Genomic DNA, 17620 nt, shown 5'->3' with positions numbered 1-17620 from the left:
CCCACGGAGTTCATCCCGTGGAAGGTAATGCAAAACGCCCCTGCATCAAATCACGCCTTGGTCAGCCCAGCTCGCCCTTGAGGCCCCGGTCGATCAGCGCCACGGTCTCCTCGACGCCGTAAAGCGCCATGAAACCGCCAAAGCGCGGGCCCTGGCTGGCGCCCAGAAGCACCTCGTAGATCGCCTTGAACCAGTCGCGCAGCGGCTCGAACCCGTGCACCTTGCCGACGGCAAAAACGATCGACTGCAGGAACTCCTCGTCGCTGTAATCGACCTCCGGCAGCGCCTCGTCCTTGCCGACGATGGCATTCTTGCGGGCGATCAGGTCGCGCGCGTAGTCGCCGTCCTGCAGCGCCTTGGCGAGGTCTTCCAGAGCCGCGCGCTCCTGCTCGGTCGGGGCGCGGAACACCTTGGCCGGCTTCACGAAATCCTGGAAATAGCGCACCGCGTGACCAGCCGCCTGATCCATGCCGGGATGGGTCTCGGCGGTGGCATCGGGGGCGTATTTGCGGATGAACCCCCACAGCGTCTCCTTGTCCTCGGCCGAGGACGCGCTGGCGAGATTCAGCAGCATCGAGAAGGACACCACCATGTCAGACGCCGGTACGTTGTGGCCGTGGATGTGATACACCGGGTTGTTCAGCCGCTGGGTCGCGTCCTGCGTCGCATAGGCGCGCAGCTGCTGGTGGTATTCGTCCACCGCCTTGGGGATCACGTCGAAATACATCCGCTTGGCGGTCTTCGGCTTGAGATACATGAAGTAGCTCAGCGATTCCGTCGAGGCATAGGTCAGCCATTCGTCGATCGAGATGCCGTTGCCGCTCGACTTCGAGATCTTCTGGCCCTTGTCATCGAGGAACAGCTCGTAGGTGAAATGCTCTGGCGCCCGCTGGCCGAGGATGCGGCAGATCGCGTCATAGATCGGCGTGTTGGTCGAATGGTCCTTGCCGTACATCTCGAAATCGACGCCCAACGCCGCCCAGCGCGCGCCGAAGTCCGGTTTCCACTGCAGCTTGACGTTGCCGCCGGTCACCGGCAGCGTCCACTCTCGGCCATCCTCGTCGTCAAAGGTGATCTCGCCCTTCTCGGCGTCAACCTTCTTCATCGGCACATAGAGCACACGGCCGGTCTCGGGATGGATCGGCAGGAAGATCGAATAGGTCTGCCGGCGCTCTTCGCGCAGGGACTTCAGCATCACCTTCATCACGTCGTCGTAGCGCTCGCAGGCGCGCAGCAGCACCTCGTCGAACTTGCCCGAGCGGTAGAAGTCGGTGGCGGAATAGAACTCGTACTCGAAGCCGAAGGTATCGAGGAACCGCCGCAGCATGGCGTTGTTGTGATCGCCGAAGCTGTCATGGGTGCCAAAGGGATCGGGAACGCTCGTCAACGGCTTTTGCAGGTGCTCGGCCAGCGCCTCCTGATTGGGCACGTTGCCCGGCACCTTGCGCATCCCGTCGAGATCGTCGGAAAAGCAGATCAGCCGCGTCGGGATGTCCGAGATCACCTCGAAGGCGCGGCGGATCATCGTCGTCCGCAGCACCTCGCCAAAGGTGCCGATATGCGGCAGACCGCTCGGCCCATAGCCGGTCTCGAACAGCACATAGCCCTTTTCCGGCGGCGCCTTTTCATAGCGTTTGAGCAGGCGGCGCGCTTCTTCAAAAGGCCAGGCTTTCGAGGTCAGGGCGGCATCGCGCAGGTCAGACATTGTCAGGGCATCTCCGGTAGGGCCGCGCGCCCCATGCGCGCAAGCTCGCTCTCCCTATTGCGGGTGGCGCACGGGGTCAATATTCTGCACCGCAACAGGAGGCTCCAATGTCGGAAGAAAAAACCTTTTCACCCAATGCTCAGGACTGCCTTGTCGGCCTGATGATCGCCATTTCGGCCTCGGATGAGAACATTCACACCGCCCAACTCGTCAAGATCGAGACCGCGGTCAACAACCTGCCGGTCTTTGCCGACTACGACGTCGACCGGATGAACGTGGTGGCGCAAACGGTCTTCGACCTGTTCGAGCAGGAGGACGGGCTCGATGCGCTCTTTGCGCTGATCCGCGACAACCTGCCAGAGCGGCTGTTCGAGACCGGCTATGCGCTGTCGTGTGATGTGGCCGCCGCCGACGGCATGCTGCACGAGGCCGAGTTGCGGCTGCTGGAAGAAATCCGCTACGAGCTCAACATCGACCGCCTGCACGCCGCCGCGATCGAGCGCGGCGCCCGCGCCCGACACATGACCCTCTGACCGCGCCTAGCTGTTGGCGTAGGCCTGGCCCCAGCGCTGCAACAGCCGCTGCTGAAGGTTGCGCGAGCGGGTCAGCCAGGTGCGCCCGCCCTCAGGCCGCTCGCGCTGGTCCATGCTCAGCGCGTCGCGGCGCTCGGTGTTGGCGGTAAAGATCGCAAAGGCCATCTCGGCGCCGTCGATCGCCGTGGTATAGCCCGCCAGCGCCGAGACGAAATTCAGCGTGCCGGTCTTGGCTTCCACCTCGACCGGATGGTCGGCGATGATCTGGCGCTTTTCGTTGCGCATCGGGATCGGCGTCATCAGCGACCGCAGGGGGCCTGTGTCATGCGCCGCCTGCAGCGTCCGCACCATGTCGCCGGCGGATATCCGGCTCTGGCCGCCAAGGCCGGAATGGTCCACGAGGCTCACCCCTTCGCTCAGCCCGTAGGTCTCGCGCAGCCAGCCGCTCATCGCCTGCGCCGAGGCCTCGAGACCGTCGGCCTCGATCCCGCGTGCCTTGGTTGCGGCCAGCCCCACCACCTCGGCGGTGAGATTGGTGGAATATTTCAGCATGTCGCGCAGGATCCCGCTCAGCGGTCCGCTCTCGACCCGGGCCAGCGCCGGGCCTTCGGGTGCGGTCTCGGTGATCTTCGGCGCCGCGAGCACGATGCCATGGCTGCGCATCAGGGTCTGAAACACCTCGCCGGCATAGATCTCGGGCTTGCGCACCGGCAGCCAGCGCGCCCCGCCCTTGCCCAGCGCCCCGCGCGCCACGGTCCAGACGTCACGGCCGCCTTCGTCGGCATAGGTATAGACCGGCAGGCTGCGGTCCTCGACCGTCATCTGCGCCACCGAGACGGCCGGCGTGTAGGAGCCGCTGGGCGCATCCATGCTGACGTCATAACCGGTGCCGCTGCGGGTCCACTGGAAATGCACGCGGTTGAAATTCAGGTTCAACCCCGAGACCGCCGGGCTGTAGGCCACATGGTCGGGCTGCTCGACATCGATCCGCTCGGCAAAGGGCAGCGCCCCGCCCCACACCAGAAACGCGCCGGTCACCTCGCGCAGGCCGGCCTCCTTCAGCGTCTTGGCCAGCTGCGCAAGTTCATCCGTCCCCAGCGTCGGATCGCCGCCGCCGGCGAGGATCAGGTCGCCGTCAAGCACGCCATCGGTGACCGGACCGGAGGCATGCACGGTGGTGGCAAAACGATGCCCCTCGCCCAACGCATCCAGCGCGTAGAGCGTGGTCAGCGCCTTGGCGACGCTCGCCGGCGGCAGGCCGGTATCGGCCTCGCCGGCCTCGCGCATCTCGCCGGTGCTGACGTCCATCACCGCATAGCCCACCTGCCCCGAGACCTTGGCCTGACGCACCAGTTCGTCGGCGGTGGGAAAGACCTTGGGAATGGGCTTGGTGCTGCCGGGCCGGGCCACCGGCCGCAGCGAACGGCTGGGCGAGGCGGCATTGGCGTGAACCGCGGCAAAACCGAGGGCGGTGCCGAGGAACATGCGTCTTGAGATCGCTTTCGTCATGACTCGTTTTAACCTCAGCCCTGAATGACAGACAAGCGCGCGGCGCCGGGGATCACTATAATATTAACGGTCGGTTCACCAACCGGCGACACATCGTCGTGCAGGCACGGCTCTCCGCGTCGCGCCTGCCCGTGGCTCGCTCTGCACGCTTGACCCCCGGTCAGCCTCCGCCCGCCGCTCCGGTCTCCGGCCGCCAGTCGCCGGTGGCCCGGATCGCGCTCGAGCTTTCGGCCCGCATCGGCACGTTGACGAAGCACCACGCCGGCGCCTCCGCCTCGGCCAGCCGGCGCGACTCGCGGCCGCGGATGCGCGCCCCGGCATAGATCCGTGCCGCCTTGGAATTGCGCGCGCGGATGCGATCGCCGGGCCGGGCCAGGATGCCGATCGGCACCGTCTCGACGATCTGTTGCCAGTCCTGCCACTGCGGCAATTGCACCAGATTGTCCGCGCCCATCAACCATATGAAATTCGTGCCCCGATAATCATCTCTCAGGGCCTGCAACGTCTCGGCGGTATATCTGGTTCCGACCCGGGCCTCGTAATCGGTGATCTCGACGCGCGGATGCCGCATGATCCGCCGCGCCGCCGCCATCCGCTCATCGAGCGGCGCCGGGCCATGCGCCTTGAGCGGATTGCCGGGGCTGACCAGCCACCACACCCGGTCCAGCCCGAAGCGTTTGAGCGCCTCTCGGGTGATATGCACATGGCCGTCATGTGGCGGATCGAAAGAGCCGCCCAGCAGGCCGATGGTCTGGCCGCGCCGCAGAGCCGGAATGGGGGTCACCGCGTCAATCCTCTGGTCAAAACGCGCCCATGTCAGGGAAGTGATGCAGGTTTGTCAATCGTTTGGCTGCACGGTATCGCCCAGCGCCACCTCTCCGGGCTGCAGAACCCGCGCCGTCATCCCGCCATGGCCCCGCACCGCGGCATAGCCGCCGGGCCCGAAGGCCGCCTCCATCCGGCTGCAGGGCGCGCAGGGGCCGGTGACCTCGAGCAGCGCGCCGCCAACCCGCACCACCCGCCCGCGCAACCCCAGAAGGTTGAGGCCCGAGACCACAAGGTTGCGCCGCAGCGCCTCTGGCGCGACAGGGCCGCGGCCGAGAAAGCCGCCGATCACCGCCAGGTGCTCGGCCTGGATCAGCGTCACCGCCCGCTTGCCTGCCCGGCCGTGATCGCCCGCCAGCCCGGCCTCGGTGATCGCGACCCGCGAGAGCGCCTGCATCACGCCCCGCCGCGCGGGCCGCAAGCCGATCCACGCCACCTGCCCCGGCTGCGCATACCGCGCAATCAAATCCGCCATGCGTTCCATGCTCTGCCTCCTGCCTTGAACGGTCCGCAGCGGTGGGTTGCAAACCCACCCTACGCCGGCCCCCGTAGCGAGGGTTTTTTACCCACCGCCCCGCCTCCGACACAGGCCTTGTCCCGCGCCGTTTTCGCCAATGCCAATTGCACCTCGCCCTTTGCGCCGTTATCTAGCCCTGCAAGCAAACCAAGGGGCGAGCAATGGCGGCTTATCAGTACGTGTACCACATGGACGGCGTGTCTAAGACCTATCCTGGCGGCAAGAAATGCTTCGAGAACATCCGTCTCAGCTTTCTCCCCGGGGTCAAGATCGGTGTGGTCGGCGTCAACGGCGCCGGTAAATCCACGCTGCTCAAGATCATGGCAGGTCTCGACAAGGATTTCACCGGCGAGGCCTGGGCCGCCGAGGGCGCCAAGGTCGGCTACCTGCCGCAGGAGCCGGAGCTCGACCCGTCGCTTGACGTGCGCGGCAACGTGATGCTGGGCGTCGCCAAGAAGAAGGCCATCCTCGACAAGTACAACGAGCTGGCGATGAACTACTCGGACGAGACCGCCGACGAGATGGCCGCCCTGCAAGACCAGATCGACAGCGAGAACCTCTGGGATCTCGACAGCCAGATCGACGTCGCCATGGAAGCGCTGCGCTGCCCGCCGGACGAAGCCGATGTCACCACCCTCTCCGGCGGTGAAAAGCGCCGCGTCGCGCTCTGCAAGCTGCTTCTGGAAGCGCCCGAGATGCTGCTGCTCGACGAACCGACCAACCACCTCGACGCCGAGACCATCGCCTGGCTGCAGCAACACCTGATCGACTACAAGGGCACCATCCTGATCGTCACCCACGACCGTTATTTCCTGGACGACATCACCGGCTGGATCCTCGAACTCGACCGCGGGCGCGGCATCCCCTACGAGGGCAACTACTCCGCCTGGCTGGAGCAGAAGGCCAAGCGCCTGTCTCAGGAAGCCCGCGAGGACAAGGCCAAGCAGAAGACGCTGGAACGCGAGCTCGAGTGGATGCGCCAGGGCGCCAAGGCGCGTCAGGCCAAGTCCAAGGCGCGGATCCAGGCCTATGAGGAAATGGCCAATCAATCGGAACGCGAGAAGATCGCCCGCGCCCAGATCGTCATCCCCAACGGCCCGCGCCTCGGTGGCAAGGTGATCGAGGTCGAGGGCCTGAAGAAGCACATGGGCGACAAGCTCCTGATCGAGGATCTGACCTTCTCGCTGCCACCGGGCGGCATCGTCGGGGTGATCGGCCCCAACGGCGCCGGCAAGTCGACGCTGTTCAAGATGCTCACCGGCGCGGAACAGCCCGATGCCGGCGAGATCACCTATGGCGACACCGTGGATCTCTCCTATGTCGACCAGTCGCGCGACGACCTGAAGGGCGACGATACCGTCTGGGAGGCGATCACCGGCGGCGCCGAGATCATCCAGCTGGGCGACGCGCAGGTCAATTCGCGCGCCTATTGCTCTTCGTTCAACTTCAAGGGCGGCGACCAGCAGAAGAAGGTGGGGCTGCTGTCGGGCGGTGAACGCAACCGGGTGCACATGGCGCGGCTGCTGAAGGAGGGCGGCAACGTGCTGCTGCTCGACGAACCGACCAACGACCTCGACGTCGAGACCCTGCGGGCATTGGAAGACGCGCTGGTGGATTTCGCCGGCTGTGCGGTGGTGATCTCGCACGACCGTTTCTTCCTCGACCGCATCTGCACCCACATCCTGGCCTTCGAGGGCGAGGCGCATGTGGAGTGGTTCGAGGGCAACTTCGAGGATTACGAGGAAGACAAGAAACGCAGGCTCGGCGCCGATGCGCTGGAGCCGAAACGGTTGAAGCACAAGAAGTTCAGCCGGTGAGATTGCGGCGGCGTGCGGTGTACCGCGTGCCGTCTGCGGTAACGGGTGCGGGAACCCCACCCCGCGCGGTTCGGTGGGGTGGGTTGCAAACCCACCCTACGCCGGTCGTTCCGCTGGATAAAAACCCGCCTGCGCGGTTCGCGACGGTGGGTTTGCTTCCTCGCGGTGCAGTCTGCTCAGGTGGGTAGAAAACCCAGCCGACGCGTCTCTCGTCCGCCGCAGCACAGTGGGTAGAGCTACCCGACGCAGTTCCTATCCGTCGCGCCATGTGGGTTGCAAACCCACCCTACGAGACTCCGATCGTCCAGCGCGTGTTCGCACCCTTCCCCGCAAAGCCACCGTAGGGTGGGTTTGCAACCCACCTTCCACCGCCCCGCGCTATTCCCCGAACGCCCCGTCCAGCCTGGTACCGGCCCATTCCGGCGCCACCCGACCAGCATGGATATCCCGGTGGATCGAGGAAAACGGCCAGTCCGCAGGCCGCGCCACCAGCCCATGTTTCACCGGGTTGCTCCAGCAATAGGCCACATGCGCCTCAAGATCAGCCCGGTGCCGGATGTGATGTTCCCAGAAGCGCCGCTGCCAGATTCCAGCGTCCTGTTTCTTCAGCTTGCTCGGTGAGCGCGCCGCGCGCATCCGGTCCACCTCGGTGGTTTGCAACCCCTCGCGGCCGGCCGGCCGTAGGGTGGGTTTGCAACCCACCGCCGCGCTGTGCTTCTGCCGCACCCGCTTGGAGAACCGCGCCTTGATCGCACCCCAGCGGTCAGAGTAATTCCCATCCTCGGCCGGCAGGGTCCAGACCGCGTGCATGTGGTCCGGCAGAACCACCCAGGCCAGGATGCCGAACGGCCGCCGCGCCCGCGTGACCCGCACTGCCTCGCGCAGCACCTCGATCTCGTCGGTCAGCAGGTGCCCGCCGCGCCCCGCCAGCGCGACGGTAAAGAAGACAGCGACCGCCGGGGCCTTGGGACGTCGATATTGCGCCATAGGGCCAGTGTGGCCGCACATTGCTTAAGACCCCGTAAACGCGACCTGAACTGCCAATCTAACCCCAAGGGTGGGTTGCAAACCCACCCTACGGCACCTCGCGCGGTTTGCCCTCGGCGTCGATCGCCACGAAGGTAAAGATCGCCTCGGTCACCTTCTCGCGGCCGCCGATGCGCTCTCGGCGGACCCAGGCCTCGACGTCGATCGCCATCGAGCTCCGGCCCACCCGCGCGATGTGACAATAGACGCAGAGCACGTCGCCCACCTTGACCGGCCGGATGAACTTCATGGCATCGACCGCGATCGTCGCCACCCGGCCCTGCGCCTTTTCACCGGCGACTATGCCGGCGGCGATGTCCATCTGGCTCAGCACCCAGCCGCCAAAGATATCGCCCGAGACGTTGGTATCCGCCGGCATCGCCAGCGTGCGCAGGGTCAGCTCGCCCTCCGGCCCCCTCGTGGTCTCTGTCATCTTGCCCCGTCCCTCATCTGCCCATGCCGCCAAGGCTACACCAGCCCGGCGCCTCTGCCCAGCGGTCCCGCAGCCCGAGACTCTCGGCACCAGAGCGCATGGCACGCGGAACCGCAGCCGCATCACCGCGTTGTCTGCCCGACGGCATGGGGCAGCAGTCGCGGCCCTCTCCCGCCGCCTGTCATCGCACCCCGGAGATCCGTGCCATGCTCTATACCGTTCTCGTCGTCCTGTTGATTCTCGCCCTGATCGCCGCCTTGCCGCGGTGGGGTCATTCGCGCAGCTGGGGCTATGGCCCCTCTGGCGCCGTCGGCATTGCGCTGGTGGTGCTGATCGTGCTGCTGCTGATGGGCCAGATCTGACGGCACCCCGACCCCGCGTCGCGCAGGCCTGCCACGGCGGGGCCTGCGCGCTCTTTACCCAACGCCCCACTTGCGCCTAGGCTGAAAGGAACGCCCGACCATGAGGACAGCCCAGCACATGTTCGACAACGACCACCCCCTGCTCAGCACCGCCAGCCTGACCGCCCTGATCCTGCACACCGCCGCAAAGGGGCCGGTCACGCTCGACAGCGCCTCACAGAGCCTCGACGCACTCTTTGTCCGCGCCGGCAAGACCCCGGGCCTGCCCGAGGACGAACGCCGGGTCAAGCTCGCCCGGCAGCTCGATCACCTGCGCATCGCCTGCATTCTCGAGCCGCAGGAGGACGGTGCCCTCGCGCTCACCGACCGCGGCCGGCAGGCGCTCGAGGATTACCCCGACGGGCTGGATCAGACGGTGCTGGTGAAATACCGGGAGTTCTCGGACTACCTGAAGCAGCGGGCGCATCACTCGGCCGGGATGGACCCGCGGATGGGCGCCTACGACGAAGGCTATATCGCCCGTCAGGAGGGCGAGTCGTTCCAGGCCAACCCCTATTCCGAGAACACCGTCGACCACCAGTCTTGGGAAAACGGCTGGATGCAGGCGCAGGAGCGCGACACCACCGCCGCGCCCTTTCGTCCGCTGTCGGAGCGCTGAGCCTCAGGGCGCCGCCAGCACCGCCACCGCATACATGCCGAGGCCAAAGACGGTGTGCGCCACCAGCCCCATGCCTCGGACCTTCCATGGGTTCGGGGTGCGCGCGGCGGCCCACCCCAGCCCCATGCCGGGCTGCAGCAGGAACCAGCCGGCGCCGACCGTGACCAGGGCATAGGCCCAAAGCGGCAGGAAGCTGGGCGCATCGAGCCAGTCATGGCCGGCCAGCAAGGCAAAGAGCACGCCATAGCTCAGCCCGACGAAATAATGCACCCCCCAGCCCAGCGCCAGTTCGCCCGACACCGGGGCGACAGCATTGATATCGGGGTGAAACACCCGGCCTCCCGGCAGATGTGCGGCCCAGCGACCGATCCGCGCCCAGGCCGGCCTTGGCTGGCCGAAGCCCCGGGCCAGGACCTCTGACCAGATGTCCATCGCCAGGGTGCCGCCCAGCCCCATGAAGAGACCGGCCAAGATCAATTCGCCCATTGCTGCTACTCCGCGCTTGCCCGGGCGCAAGCTCGCAGAAGGCCCGGCCGGCCGCAAGACCGCCAGCGGGCGAAATCAGCCGATCCAGCGCAGGATCTGATCGGCCTTGAGCGCGCCGGACTGGCGCCCCGCCTCGCGGCCGTTGTGAAACCGGACCATCGTCGGAATGCCGCGGATGTTGTAGGCCCCCGAGGCCCCTGACTCGTCCTGGGTATTCAGCTTGACCAGCCTGGCGCGGCTGCCGACCTTGCCGGCCGCGCGGTCGAACTCCGGCGCCATCATCCGGCAGGGGCCACACCAGGGCGCCCAGAAATCCACCACCAGCGGCACCTCGTCGTGGCGCGCCGCCTTGCGCAGCGTGGCGAGGTCGATCTCGACCGGTTTGCCGGGCATCAGCCGCGCGCCGCAGGTGCCGCATTTCGGCCCGGCATCAAGCCGCGCTTCGGGCACCTTGTTCACCTGGCCACAATCAAGACATGTCAGTTTCTTCGCCGTCATCGCCTGTCGTCCGCCGTCATGTGCGGGCCCGCGCCCATCGTTTCCCCATTTGCGCCCATCGTTCCATGCCTTTCGTCCATCGTTTCGCGCCCTGCGATCCTGTTTTCCTGCCGAACACCCGACTTTTGCCGACGTGCGCCCATGGTTTCCCGGCGGGCGCCCGTCCTATCCAGCCTTGCGACTATCTGGGACCGCGGCCTTCATGTGGCAAGACCCGAACCGCCCGCGTCAAAAATTGCACCGAAGACGCCGCATTTCGGCCCCAATTGAGCGGTTTCCTGAGCTGCAAGACCAACAAGGATACCCCGCATGGCCAGCATCGCACTCATCATCGGAAGCACCCTCGGAGCCTGTGCCGGGCTGCTGGGCTGGCTGATCCTCGGCCTGAGCCTGCCGGCCGCGCTCGGGGTCTATCTCGCGGTGCCCATGGTCTGCATCGCCGTGGCGCTGCTCTTGAGCCCGTTCTGCAGCCCCCGGCCGCAGGATGCCGCGGCTCCGGGCCCGATCGCCGCCTGACCGCCATGCGTTGCCCCCGGCCCACAGCTGCGGCGGGGTAACGGAAACCTGACTCCCGCTCTCTTGCCAGCTGCCATATGATTCTCCGGCTCAATGCTGGAGGGACCCCATGATTTCACGCCGCACCTTTTTCGGCTCTGCCGCCGCTGCCGTGGCCTTGCCATCGCTGGCCCGGGCGCAGTTCCAGCTCGACCCGAAATTCGCCCCGCAATACGTGCGGGTCCGGGCCGATCTCGTGCCGGGACAGATCGTGGTGCTGCAGAAATCGCGCTTTCTCTATTTCATCGAAGAGCCCGGCCGGGCACTGCGCTATGGCATCAGCGTCGGCCGCACCGGTCTGGAATTTTCCGGCACCGGAGTGGTCCAGGCCAAGAAGGAATGGCCCACATGGCGGCCCACCGACGCGATGATCGAACGCGAGCCGCAGACCTATGGCCGCTTCAAGGGCAACGACTACGTCCAGCCCGGCGGCCCCGGCAACCCGCTGGGCGCGCGGGCGATGTACCTGTTCCAGAACGGTGTGAACACCTACGCGGCGATCCATGGCACCGACAACCTCGCCTCGATCGGCAAGGCGGCCTCGAACGGCTGTTTCCGCATGGCCAACGCCCATGTGACGGACCTCTATCCGCGGATCTCGATTGGCACCACGGTCACCGTGCTGTGATCCAGAGCGGGTGACGGCGCGGGGTTTCGTTTTTGCCCCTTGACCCCAGTCAGGCCAGCGGGGAAAGAGCGGCCATGCAGTTCGATCTGATCGTCATTGGCGCGGGCCCCGCCGGGGCTGCCGCGGCCCGTACCGCCGCCAACGCCGGGCTTCGCACCGCTCTGGTCGACAAGGCCCGCTTTCCGCGTGACAAGCTTTGCGGTGGCGGGTTCACCGGCCGGGCCGCGCGCTATTACCGCGAGATCTTCGAGACCGACCTGCCGCCGGAGTTCGCCAGCAAGTCTGCCGTAACCCTCTATGGTTTCGGAGAAAAGCTCGGCGTGATCGAAGATATCCCGCCAGTGTACCTGACCATGCGCCTGTCGCTCGACGACCATCTTGTGGCGCTGGCCCTGGCCGCCGGCGCGCAGGATTTCACCGGCCAGCGGATCGCCGAACTGGCGCCCGAGGACGGCCGCCTCACCCTGGCCTCTGGCGTCACCCTTACCGCACCGGTGGTGATCGGCGCCGACGGGGTCAACAGCGCCACTGCGCGGGCGCTCTTTGGCCGGCCGTTCGATCCCGCCCGCATCGGTTTCGCGCTCGAGGCCGAGGGCCCCGCCCTGCCCGCCGACGCGCCGCTGCGCATCGACATGGGGGCGGCGAACTGGGGCTATGGCTGGTCGTTTCCGAAACGCGGCAGCCACACCGTCGGCGTCGGCGGCGTGCACAGCCGCAACCCCGATCTCAAGGCGATCATGCGCGCCTATATGGCCGACCTCGGCGTGCCGCCGGAGACCCGCGTGAAAGGCCAGTACCTGCCCTTCGGCCAGGCCCGCCGCGCGCCCGGCCGCGACAACGTGCTGCTGGCCGGCGATGCCGCCTGGCTGGTCGACCCGGTCACCGGTGAAGGCATCGCCTATGCGATGAAATCCGGCCAGCTGGCGGCGCTGGCGGCGCGCGACGCGCTGGCCCGGCACGAACCCGACGCGGCACTGCGGCTCTACCGCCAGCGGCTGCGGCCGATTCTCATCGCCATGCGCCACGCCAACCGGGTGCGGCTGCTGCTCTACTGGGGGCCGTTCAAAACCGGCTTCGTCCGTGCGGTTCGCACGTCAGGCCACCTGCGCCACGACTACATGCGGCTTTTGGGCGGCGAAATCGAGTATCGCGACCTGATGCGCGCGCTGGTGCGGCGTCTGCCGAGTTACCTCGCGCGGGCCTTCGGCGGCGCGAAACCCTAGATTCCCCCGGCATGGCTGCTGCGAAAACGCTGGCGCCTCCGCCCCGGTCACGCAGTTTCGCTGATGGCAACCGGCGCGTCTGGCGCGGGTGATTCCCTGCCGGGCCTTCAGGGTACCCCCGCCGCAGCCTGCCGCGCGCCCCAGGTCCGGAAGACGCACCACTGCCCGCCTCCCGACCGTTAGCGCCAACTTGACGTAAAGTTAACGCAAGGCTCACGCTCTCCGGCGTGCCGCCGCGGCCCGCGCGTAAATTGCCACGAATTCCCCTTGAAAAGAATCTGCTCTACCCGCATATCTTGCCTTGCGAAGTTATCTATCGACCGCTGCTCCTCTTACGGCTCAGTCCTTCGATCTGCACTGACTAAGCCGACCTGCCGCAATCCCGCGGGCAGTAGCACTACTAGGAGTAAACACATGGCCACTGGCACTGTGAAATGGTTCAACACCACCAAAGGCTTTGGTTTCATCGCACCCGACGGCGGCAGCAAAGACGTGTTCGTGCACATCTCGGCCGTTGAGCGTTCGGGCCTGACCGGCCTCGCCGACAACCAGAAAGTCACCTTCGACATCAAGCCGGGCCGTGATGGCCGCGAAGCTGCCGAGAACATCTCGCTGGCCTAAGGCTTCCTGCCTCGAAGACCTGGAAAGGCCCCGCCATTCGGTGGGGCTTTTTGTTGCGAAAGGGTCCGAAGGCGGCGGCTCAGGATGCCCCCGGCACCTCTGCGATCAACCGCGCCACATCCGGCCCGATCCCCTCGACAATCCGCGACACGCCCTCTGCATTGGGGTGAATGCCGTCACCCTGCATCAGCCCTGCCGCCTGCGACGGGTCTCCCCCCTCGGGCAGCAGGATGTCAAAGAACGCCGGCGCCTCCAGCGCACCGTGCTCTGCCGCCAGCTCGGCATACATCCCATAGAACGCCGCCTTGTACTCCGGCCCGTAGTTGCCCGGCGCCCGCATCGGCACCAGCAGCACCGGCAGGCCCTGCGCCGCCGCCACCTTGAGTATCCCGTCGAGATTGGCCCGCGACACCGCCGGATCGATGCCGCGCAGCACGTCGTTGCCGCCCAGCGCCAGGATCATCGCGTCGACCTCGGGCGTCAGGCTCCAGGCGACCCGCCCCAACCCGCCGGCCGTGGTGTCGCCGGACACGCCGCCATTGATCAGCACCACCTCGTGGCCCTGCGTTGTCAGCCAGTCCTGCATCTGCGGCACAAAGCCGTCCTCGGCCATCAGCCCGTAGCCCTGGATCAAACTGTCGCCCAGCGCCAGAATCTCGACCTCTTCGGCCCAGACCGGCCCCGCCAGCGTCAAAACCACCGCCGCCGCCTTGCTCAGGCGGGCGCATACCCCATATGTCAAAAGCTGATGCATAGCCCGAAAGGCCCTTTTCATGGTTGATCCCGTCCTGTCGCTTAAAGATGTGCATCTGGCGCTCGATGGCAATGCCGGGAGGGTCGAGATCCTGCATGGCATCTCGCTCGACGTGGAAAAAGGCCAGTCGATCGGGCTGATCGGCCCCTCCGGATCGGGCAAATCCTCGCTGCTGATGCTGATGGGCGGGCTCGAACGGGCCACCGGCGGCAGCGTCACCGTGCTGGGCGAGGAGTTCGGCGGCATGAACGAGGATGCGCTGGCGCGCTTTCGCCGCGATCACATGGGCGTGGTATTCCAGAGCTTTCACCTGATCCCGACCATGACCGCGCTGGAAAACGTCGCCACGCCGCTGGAACTGGCCGGTCACCGTGATGCCTTTGACCGGGCCGAGGCCGAGCTCGAGACCGTGGGTCTCGGCCACCGGGCCAACCACTACCCGGCGCAGATGTCGGGCGGCGAGCAGCAGCGGGTGGCGCTGGCCCGCGCCTCGGCGCCGCGGCCGCATATCCTCTTGGCCGACGAGCCCACCGGCAATCTTGACGAGACCAACGGCGGCGCGATCATGGACCTGCTTTTTGACCTGCGCGACCGCCACGGCGCGACGCTGGTGCTGGTCACCCATGCGCCGGCCTTGGCGGCGCGCTGCGACCGGGTGGTGCGCCTGCGCGACGGCCGGATCGACGATGCCGCGCGCGAGGCGGCGGAATGAGCCTGTCCACCGCCGCCCGTTTCGCCCGGCGAGAGCTGCGCGGCGGCCTCGGCGGCTTTCGCATCTTCCTCGCCTGCCTTGCCTTGGGCGTGGCCGCGATTGCCGGCATCGGCATGGTGCGCACCTCGATCGAACTGGGGCTCGAGGCCAAGGGCGCCGAGCTTCTGGGCGGCGATGCCGAGGTCCGCTTCACCTATCGCTTCGCCACGCAGGAGGAACGCAGCTGGCTGGAAGCGCGCGCCACCGAGGTCTCCGAGATCACCGATTTTCGCTCGATGGTGGTGGTCGAGCGCAACGGCAGCAGCGAACGCGCCCTGACCCAGGTAAAATCAATCGACAGCGCCTATCCCCTGATCGGTCAGGTCACGCTCGACCCACCGATGCCGCTCGACGCGGCGCTGGCGGGCAATGGCGCGGTGATGGCGCCGGTGCTGGCCGACCGGCTGGGGCTCTCGCCCGGCGACAGCTTCCGCCTCGGCTCCGTTGATTTCACCCTCTCGGCGGTGATCGAGGTCGAACCCGACGACGCCGGCGGCGGCTTTTCCCTCGGGCCGCGCACGCTGGTCCGCACCGAGGCGCTGGCAGGCTCTGGCCTGCTGCAGGCCGGCACGCTGTTTGACACCCACTACCGGCTGACCCTGCCGCCGGGCACCGATGTCGACGCCTTCAAGTCCGAGGCCCGCGACCGGTTCACCGAGGTCGGCGGCCGCTACCGCGATGCCCGCAACGGCGCGCCGGGGATCGCGCGCTTTGTCGACCGGCTGAGCAGCTTCCTGATCCTCGTCGGGCTCTCCGGCCTTGCAGTGGGCGGCGTCGGCGTCTCGGCGGCGGTGCGCGCCTATCTGGCGTCCAAGACCTCGGTGATCGCCACCCTGCGCACGCTGGGCGCCAGCCGGCAGGTGATCTTCCTCACCTATTTCCTGCAGATCGGCGCGCTCAGCCTGCTCGGCATCGCCATCGGCCTGACCCTCGGCGCGCTGGTGCCGCTGGCGCTGGGGCCGCTGATGCAGTCGCTGCTGCCGGTGCCGGCGATCTTTGCCCTGCACCCCGGCCCGCTGCTCGAGGCGGCGCTCTATGGCGCGCTGACGGCGCTGATCTTCACCCTCTGGCCGCTGGCCCGCACCGAGGAGATCCGCCCCGCAACCCTGTTTCGCGACGCGCTGGGCAGCGCCAGCCTGCTGCCGCGCTGGCCGCATGTGGCGGTGACACTGGTGCTGGTGGCGCTCCTGCTGGGGGCTGCGGCGGCGTTTTCCGGTGCCATGCAACTCACCCTCTGGACTGCCGGCGGCATCCTCGCGGCGCTGGTGGTGCTGGCGCTGGCGGCGGCGCTGATCCGCTGGGCCGCCCGCCGCTCGCAACGCGCCGCGCGCCACCGGCCGGCGCTGCGCTGGGCCCTCTCGGCGATTTCCGGCACTCAGGAGGGCGCCGCGGCCACAGTGCTCTCGCTGGGTCTCGGGCTCTCGGTGCTGGCCGCCGTGGGGCAGATCGAGGGCAATATGCGCGCCGCGATCCAGACAGATTTGCCCGAGGTCGCGCCCTCGTTCTTCTTTGTCGACATCCAGAAGGACCAGATGCCGGGGTTCCGCGAAAGGCTGAACGAGGACCCGGCGGTGTCGAAAGTGCAGAGCGCGCCGATGCTGCGCGGCATCCTGACCCGGATCAACGGTCTTTCCGCGCGCGAGGTCGCCGGCGATCACTGGGTGATCCGCGGCGACCGCGGGGTGACCTATGCCGCCGCCCAGCCGGAGGACACCACGCTGACCGCCGGCGCGTGGTGGCCCGAGGACTACAGCGGCCCGCCGCTGGTCAGCTTCGCCGCCGAAGAGGCCGGCGAGATCGGCCTCAACCTCGGCGACGAGGTCACCGTCAACATCCTCGGCCGCGACATCACCGCCACCATCGCCTCGTTCCGCGAGGTGGATTTCTCGACTGCCGGCATCGGTTTTGTCATGGCGATGAACGCCGCTGCGCTGGAGGGCGCGCCGCACAGCTTCATCTCCACCGTCTATGCCGAGGAGGCGGCCGAAGCGGCGATCCTGCGCGACCTCGCCACCGCCTATCCCAACATCACCGCGATCCGGGTGCGTGACGCGGTCGACCGGGTGGCCGAGATCATGGGCGGCATCGCTCAGGCCACCGCCTGGGGCGCGGCGGCGACCCTCTTGACCGGTTTCCTGGTGCTGATCGGCGCGGCGGCGGCGGGCGAACAGGCGCGCACCTACGAGGCGGCGGTGCTCAAGACCCTGGGTGCCGCGCGCGCCCGCATCCTGCAGAGCTTTGCCCTGCGCGCCGGGTTGCTGGGTGCCGCGGCGGGGCTGGTGGCGCTGGCGGCCGGGGTGACCGGCGGCTGGGCGGTAATGACCTTCCTGATGGAGACCGAGTTTGCGGTACAATGGCGCTCGGCGCTGCTGATCGTCTCTGGCGGGGTTCTGGCGACGCTGCTGGCGGGGCTGGGCTTTGCCTGGCGGCCCTTGGCGGCGCGCCCGGCGCGGGTGTTGCGCGCGCGCGAGTGAGCCGCCCTTCGCCCCCGGGCCTGCGGGACCTTCCGGCCGGCTCAGCTGAGGTCCCGGAATAGCTTAATGATGGCGGGGGCTGGTGGCAGCGGTAGGAACCCGCCGTCCCGGCCTTGAGCCGGCAACCGTAATCGGTCACCGCGTGTCAGACGGTTTTCGGGTCGAAGGGTTTGCCCGTTCGCAGCATCGCGTTGAGGATCGTCAGCAGCTTGCGGGCGACCGCGATGATGGCCTGTTTCGCGGTC

At 67.4% G+C, this 17620-nt stretch carries 19 protein-coding genes; 10 read left to right on the top strand and 9 right to left on the bottom strand.

The features are described 5' to 3' along the window. Positions 1–61: 61 nt before the first annotated feature. Positions 62–1705, bottom strand: coding sequence for a lysine--tRNA ligase (locus VOI27_RS16300; RefSeq protein WP_323766431.1), 1644 nt, complete (start codon positions 1703–1705; stop codon positions 62–64). Positions 1706–1812: 107 nt separating this feature from the next. Here VOI27_RS16300 and VOI27_RS16295 point away from each other — a divergent pair, with 107 nt between their 5' ends. Further along, positions 1813–2238: a tellurite resistance TerB family protein gene (locus VOI27_RS16295; protein ID WP_323766429.1), complete on the top strand. Its 426-nt coding sequence runs from the start codon at positions 1813–1815 to the stop codon at positions 2236–2238. A gap of 6 nt (positions 2239–2244) precedes the next feature. Here the strand turns inward: VOI27_RS16295 and dacB are convergent, their stop codons facing one another. The 3 genes from dacB to VOI27_RS16280 form a co-directional block, all read right to left on the bottom strand. Further along, positions 2245–3747: a D-alanyl-D-alanine carboxypeptidase/D-alanyl-D-alanine-endopeptidase gene (gene dacB, locus VOI27_RS16290; protein ID WP_323766428.1), complete on the bottom strand. Its 1503-nt coding sequence runs from the start codon at positions 3745–3747 to the stop codon at positions 2245–2247. Between the two features lie 160 nt (positions 3748–3907). Further along, a complete protein-coding gene (locus tag VOI27_RS16285) occupies positions 3908–4531 on the bottom strand; it encodes a nicotinate-nucleotide adenylyltransferase (protein WP_323766427.1) in 624 nt (207 codons plus the stop codon). 54 nt (positions 4532–4585) lie between these two features. Then, positions 4586–5056 (bottom strand): MOSC domain-containing protein, encoded by a 471-nt coding sequence (locus VOI27_RS16280; RefSeq protein ID WP_323766426.1) that lies wholly within the window; start codon positions 5054–5056, stop codon positions 4586–4588. A 194-nt stretch (positions 5057–5250) separates the two neighbouring features. On the opposite strand from VOI27_RS16280, the gene ettA reads away from it, so the two are divergent. Next, positions 5251–6906 carry an energy-dependent translational throttle protein EttA gene (gene ettA / locus VOI27_RS16275; protein ID WP_323766425.1) on the top strand — a complete coding sequence of 552 codons (1656 nt, stop codon included), beginning with the start codon at positions 5251–5253 and terminating at the stop codon, positions 6904–6906. A 378-nt stretch (positions 6907–7284) separates the two neighbouring features. On the opposite strand, the gene VOI27_RS16270 is transcribed toward ettA, so the two are convergent. Together VOI27_RS16270 and yciA are read right to left on the bottom strand one after the other, a co-directional pair. Then, positions 7285–7893, bottom strand: a complete 609-nt coding sequence (locus VOI27_RS16270; RefSeq protein WP_323766424.1) for an REP-associated tyrosine transposase — start codon at positions 7891–7893, stop codon at positions 7285–7287. Between the two features lie 88 nt (positions 7894–7981). Further along, positions 7982–8365 carry an acyl-CoA thioester hydrolase YciA gene (gene yciA, locus VOI27_RS16265; RefSeq protein ID WP_323766423.1) on the bottom strand — a complete coding sequence of 128 codons (384 nt, stop codon included), beginning with the start codon at positions 8363–8365 and terminating at the stop codon, positions 7982–7984. A 206-nt stretch (positions 8366–8571) separates the two neighbouring features. Between yciA and VOI27_RS16260 the strand changes: the two genes are divergently transcribed. After that, the gene (locus tag VOI27_RS16260) at positions 8572–8727 is read left to right on the top strand and encodes a DUF3309 family protein (RefSeq protein ID WP_323766422.1); all 156 of its coding nucleotides are present in this window, start codon (positions 8572–8574) and stop codon (positions 8725–8727) included. Positions 8728–8827: 100 nt separating this feature from the next. Continuing rightward, positions 8828–9385, top strand: a complete 558-nt coding sequence (locus VOI27_RS16255; RefSeq protein WP_323766421.1) for a hypothetical protein — start codon at positions 8828–8830, stop codon at positions 9383–9385. 3 nt (positions 9386–9388) lie between these two features. Here the strand turns inward: VOI27_RS16255 and VOI27_RS16250 are convergent, their stop codons facing one another. Continuing rightward, positions 9389–9871 carry a DUF2938 domain-containing protein gene (locus VOI27_RS16250; RefSeq protein WP_323766420.1) on the bottom strand — a complete coding sequence of 161 codons (483 nt, stop codon included), beginning with the start codon at positions 9869–9871 and terminating at the stop codon, positions 9389–9391. 75 nt (positions 9872–9946) lie between these two features. Further along, positions 9947–10369 carry a thioredoxin family protein gene (locus VOI27_RS16245; protein ID WP_323766419.1) on the bottom strand — a complete coding sequence of 141 codons (423 nt, stop codon included), beginning with the start codon at positions 10367–10369 and terminating at the stop codon, positions 9947–9949. Between the two features lie 309 nt (positions 10370–10678). Here VOI27_RS16245 and VOI27_RS16240 point away from each other — a divergent pair, with 309 nt between their 5' ends. From VOI27_RS16240 to VOI27_RS16225, 4 genes are all read left to right on the top strand, one after another. Further along, positions 10679–10885, top strand: coding sequence for a hypothetical protein (locus VOI27_RS16240; RefSeq protein ID WP_323766418.1), 207 nt, complete (start codon positions 10679–10681; stop codon positions 10883–10885). Between the two features lie 109 nt (positions 10886–10994). Then, a complete protein-coding gene (locus VOI27_RS16235) occupies positions 10995–11552 on the top strand; it encodes a L,D-transpeptidase (RefSeq protein WP_323766417.1) in 558 nt (185 codons plus the stop codon). 74 nt (positions 11553–11626) lie between these two features. Next, positions 11627–12775, top strand: coding sequence for a geranylgeranyl reductase family protein (locus VOI27_RS16230; protein ID WP_323766416.1), 1149 nt, complete (start codon positions 11627–11629; stop codon positions 12773–12775). Between the two features lie 414 nt (positions 12776–13189). Further along, entirely contained in the window at positions 13190–13396 is a 207-nt protein-coding gene (locus VOI27_RS16225) for a cold-shock protein (RefSeq protein WP_323766415.1), read from the top strand. 79 nt (positions 13397–13475) lie between these two features. Here VOI27_RS16225 and VOI27_RS16220 read toward each other — a convergent pair whose 3' ends face one another. Beyond that, positions 13476–14150 (bottom strand): arylesterase, encoded by a 675-nt coding sequence (locus tag VOI27_RS16220; protein WP_323766414.1) that lies wholly within the window; start codon positions 14148–14150, stop codon positions 13476–13478. A gap of 19 nt (positions 14151–14169) precedes the next feature. On the opposite strand from VOI27_RS16220, the gene VOI27_RS16215 reads away from it, so the two are divergent. Together VOI27_RS16215 and VOI27_RS16210 are read left to right on the top strand one after the other, a co-directional pair. Then, a complete protein-coding gene (locus tag VOI27_RS16215) occupies positions 14170–14862 on the top strand; it encodes an ABC transporter ATP-binding protein (RefSeq protein WP_323766413.1) in 693 nt (230 codons plus the stop codon). Then, positions 14859–17375, top strand: coding sequence for an ABC transporter permease (locus VOI27_RS16210; RefSeq protein WP_323766412.1), 2517 nt, complete (start codon positions 14859–14861; stop codon positions 17373–17375). Before VOI27_RS16215 ends, VOI27_RS16210 begins: the two co-directional genes overlap by 4 nt. Positions 17376–17620 lie beyond the last annotated feature (245 nt).

It is taken from the genome of Marinovum sp. (assembly GCF_034669705.1).
Classification (GTDB): domain Bacteria; phylum Pseudomonadota; class Alphaproteobacteria; order Rhodobacterales; family Rhodobacteraceae; genus Marinovum.
This window is presented reverse-complemented; position numbering and strand designations above follow the sequence as displayed.

Bases quoted from the DNA above. Each gene is read 5' to 3' on its own strand.
- yciA (WP_323766423.1), bottom strand. From the start codon at position 8,365: ATGACAGAGACCACGAGGGGGCCGGAGGGCGAGCTGACCCTGCGCACG.
- VOI27_RS16245 (WP_323766419.1), bottom strand. From the start codon at position 10,369: ATGACGGCGAAGAAACTGACATGTCTTGATTGTGGCCAGGTGAACAAG.
- VOI27_RS16270 (WP_323766424.1), bottom strand. From the start codon at position 7,893: ATGGCGCAATATCGACGTCCCAAGGCCCCGGCGGTCGCTGTCTTCTTT.
- VOI27_RS16235 (WP_323766417.1), top strand. From the start codon at position 10,995: ATGATTTCACGCCGCACCTTTTTCGGCTCTGCCGCCGCTGCCGTGGCC.
- VOI27_RS16250 (WP_323766420.1), bottom strand. From the start codon at position 9,871: ATGGGCGAATTGATCTTGGCCGGTCTCTTCATGGGGCTGGGCGGCACC.
- VOI27_RS16210 (WP_323766412.1), top strand. From the start codon at position 14,859: ATGAGCCTGTCCACCGCCGCCCGTTTCGCCCGGCGAGAGCTGCGCGGC.
- VOI27_RS16255 (WP_323766421.1), top strand. From the start codon at position 8,828: ATGAGGACAGCCCAGCACATGTTCGACAACGACCACCCCCTGCTCAGC.
- VOI27_RS16280 (WP_323766426.1), bottom strand. From the start codon at position 5,056: ATGGAACGCATGGCGGATTTGATTGCGCGGTATGCGCAGCCGGGGCAG.
- VOI27_RS16260 (WP_323766422.1), top strand. From the start codon at position 8,572: ATGCTCTATACCGTTCTCGTCGTCCTGTTGATTCTCGCCCTGATCGCC.
- VOI27_RS16240 (WP_323766418.1), top strand. From the start codon at position 10,679: ATGGCCAGCATCGCACTCATCATCGGAAGCACCCTCGGAGCCTGTGCC.
- VOI27_RS16295 (WP_323766429.1), top strand. From the start codon at position 1,813: ATGTCGGAAGAAAAAACCTTTTCACCCAATGCTCAGGACTGCCTTGTC.
- VOI27_RS16220 (WP_323766414.1), bottom strand. From the start codon at position 14,150: ATGCATCAGCTTTTGACATATGGGGTATGCGCCCGCCTGAGCAAGGCG.
- dacB (WP_323766428.1), bottom strand. From the start codon at position 3,747: ATGACGAAAGCGATCTCAAGACGCATGTTCCTCGGCACCGCCCTCGGT.
- ettA (WP_323766425.1), top strand. From the start codon at position 5,251: ATGGCGGCTTATCAGTACGTGTACCACATGGACGGCGTGTCTAAGACC.
- VOI27_RS16225 (WP_323766415.1), top strand. From the start codon at position 13,190: ATGGCCACTGGCACTGTGAAATGGTTCAACACCACCAAAGGCTTTGGT.
- VOI27_RS16230 (WP_323766416.1), top strand. From the start codon at position 11,627: ATGCAGTTCGATCTGATCGTCATTGGCGCGGGCCCCGCCGGGGCTGCC.
- VOI27_RS16300 (WP_323766431.1), bottom strand. From the start codon at position 1,705: ATGTCTGACCTGCGCGATGCCGCCCTGACCTCGAAAGCCTGGCCTTTT.
- VOI27_RS16215 (WP_323766413.1), top strand. From the start codon at position 14,170: ATGGTTGATCCCGTCCTGTCGCTTAAAGATGTGCATCTGGCGCTCGAT.